General features: G+C 74.6%; 2 protein-coding genes. One reads left to right on the forward strand and one right to left on the reverse strand.

The window, feature by feature from the left end:
- Positions 1–957: RNA polymerase sigma factor (locus AOK15_RS39960; RefSeq protein ID WP_420877034.1), on the reverse strand; the 957-nt coding region annotated here is incomplete at its 3' end.
- A 243-nt stretch (positions 958–1200) separates the two neighbouring features.
- Here AOK15_RS39960 and AOK15_RS39965 point away from each other — a divergent pair.
- Entirely contained in the window at positions 1201–2580 is a 1380-nt protein-coding gene (locus AOK15_RS39965; RefSeq protein ID WP_055524013.1) for a hypothetical protein, read from the forward strand.
- The last annotated feature ends 188 nt before the right edge of the window (positions 2581–2768 follow it).

A 2768-nucleotide genomic window follows, 5' to 3' on the forward strand; every position in this document is an offset into this window, starting at 1 on the left:
GGGACACCTCACACGCGCGCGTGCCCCGCGTTTCGACCGGCGCGGCTTCCCCATGGACCCCAGGGACCGGGCCGCCCGCCGCGACCGGCTCCGCGCGCGTGTGAGGTGTCCCATCGCGCCGTACAGGGCCGTGCGCGGGGCTTCGAGGACGGGCAGCGCGGCGGGGGTGACGCTGGTACCGGGCCAGCGGCCGGGGACGGCACGCTCGGCGGCTCGGCGGCAGACGGGGCAGTCGTCGACGTGCCGGACGAGTTCGCGGCGCAGGGTGGCGTTGAGGACGAGCTGCTGGTGGCCGGTGAGGAGGGCGACGCCGGGGCAGGCGCCGGTCTCGACGACGGCGAGAGCGGCGCGGGTGCGCTCCACCTCGCAGGCGGCGGAGGAGAGCAGTTCGCGGGCGGCGGCCGCGTCCATGCCGAGGACGTCGGCGACCTCCTGGGCGGAGAGCTGGTGGCGGACCGCGAGTTCGAGCGCCTCGCGCTGCTCGGGGGTGGTGCCTGCGGCCTCCGGCCAGGCGAGGCGGGCGAGTTCACGCCGCCGTCGGCGCTCCTCCTCCTCGGACAGGTGCGGCGCGGCGGCCCGTACGCCGTGCTGGGGCTCCGCGCCGTGCGGGGCGCGGCGGCCCTGGGCGTGTGCGCCGGGGCGCGTCTGCCGGGTCTCGGCGAGCTTGCGCAGACAGGACCAGCGGGCCAGCGCGTACAGCCAGGACCGGCGCCTCTCCTCGGTGTCCGGGCCGCGGCGGCGCTCGGCGAGGGCGAGGACGTCGCCCAGGGCGGCGATCGCCACGTCGTGGTCGCACAGCACCGACATGCAGTAGGTGAACAGGCCGTCCAGGTACGGCTCGTAGCGCGCGGGCGGGCGCTGCGCCACCGCGCGCGCCGCAGCCCGATCGCGCGCCTCGCTGCGCGCCCGGTGGGCGCCGGCGGTGCGGGTCGAGGTCTCCGGACTGATGCTCATCATCCATGGACGGTAGGCGCCCGGAAGCAGCACCTTCTCGCCTCTTGAACACTTTTACTCCGTACGGGTGAAACGATCCCTCATAAGGGGACAGGAACGCCGGCTTCGACGCGCTGGCCAAATGTTGTGCACTTCGTTGACCGTCACAAGAAATCAGCCCTACATTCCCCTCGGGTTCGAGCTACCCCCGAGTACGAGCGTGCAAAGCCCCCGTCCCCCTTCGCGTCGACAGGAGCCCCACCTCTCATGGCCGTACGCAGTCGCCGCTCCACCCGCACCCTCACCGCCCTGGCCGCGGTCGTCGCCCTCTCCGCGACCAGCGCCTCCGTCTCGACCGCCGCTCCCCGGGCGGCCACCGGTCCCGTCGAGCGCCTCTCCGGCACCCTCCCCGACGGCGCCACCTGGATAGCCGACGTGCCGGAGGACTGGAACGGCACGCTGATCGTCTTCAGTCACGGCTTCGGCGCCACGACGCCCCAGAACGCCCCCGGCGAGGCCGTACGCCTGCGCCTCCTCGAAGAGGGCTACGCCCTCACCGGCTCCTCCTACAACACCAGCGAGACCCTCTGGGCCCTGGAGAGCGCGGAGCGCGACCAGGTCGCGACGATCAGGGCGGTCACCGGGAGGATCGGCGAACCCACCCGGACCCTGTCCGTCGGCCAGTCCATGGGCGGCCTGGTCAACGCCCGCCTCGCCCGTTCCGGCGCGGGCGGCATCGACGGCGCCCTGGGGCTGTGCGGGCTCGTGGCCGGCGCGAACGACCTGCACGCCTACCAGCTGGACGCCGAGTACACGATCGCCCGCCTGCTGCTGCCCGGCACCCCGGTGAAGCTGGTGGGCTTCGCGTCCGAGGCCGAGGGCGCCGTCAGCGGCCGCCTGCTGACCGACGCCGTCGCCGCCGCACAGAAGACCCCCGAGGGCCGTGCCCGCGTCGCCCTCGCCGCGGCCTACCTGAACCTGCCGACCTGGGCCTTCGGCAAGAACCGCCCCGCCCCCGGCGACCACGAGGAACAGCAGGCCCAGCAGGCCTCATGGCTGCTCCAGGGTGTCCTCAACCGGGTCGTGCCTGCCCGCTATCACGTCGAGAAGGCCCTCGGCGGCAACAACTCCGGCAACCGGGGCATCGACTACGCGCGCGTGCTGGCGACCTCCCAGCACGCGCCCCTGGTCAAGGCGCTCTACCGGAAGGCCGGCCTCGACCTGCGGGCCGACCTGCGGAACCTGACCGCCCACGCCGACATCGCCGCCGACCCGGCCGCCGTGGCCGCCGGCCGGCGCACGTCCTCCGCCGGACAGGGCCTGGCCGTGCCCCTCCTCAACATCCACACCACCGCCGACGACCTCGTCCCCACCGAGCAGCAGTCCCGTTTCGCCGCACGGGTCCGCGCCTCCGGGGACGCCGCCCTCCACCGCCAGGCGTACGTGGAACGCCAGGGCCACTGCAACTTCACCACCGCCGAGACGGTGGCCGCCCTCCACGCGGTCGAGTCCCGCCTGGACAAGGGCCACTGGGGCGCGACCGCCACCGCGGGCGCCCTCCAGACAGCCGCCGAGGCCCTCGACCTGGACGGCGCGGCCTACGTCCCCCACCACCCGGCCCCCCTGACGATCGGCCGCCGCCTGTAGCCCGACGCCAGACCGCGTCCGGGATCTCCGTCCGTGACCGGTGGCCCCACGGCGGGCGGGCCGCCCACGGGCGGAAGGGGCCGTGCCGGTGTGCCAAGCCCGTCGCCTGGAGAGGCACAGCGAACAGCTCCCCCGAACCCCCGAGCAGTAGGGCACCAAGCGACGGGCTGACACACCGGCACGGCCCC

The organism is Streptomyces ossamyceticus (assembly GCF_001418475.1).
In the GTDB taxonomy this organism is placed as follows: Bacteria; Actinomycetota; Actinomycetes; order Streptomycetales; family Streptomycetaceae; genus Streptomyces; species Streptomyces ossamyceticus.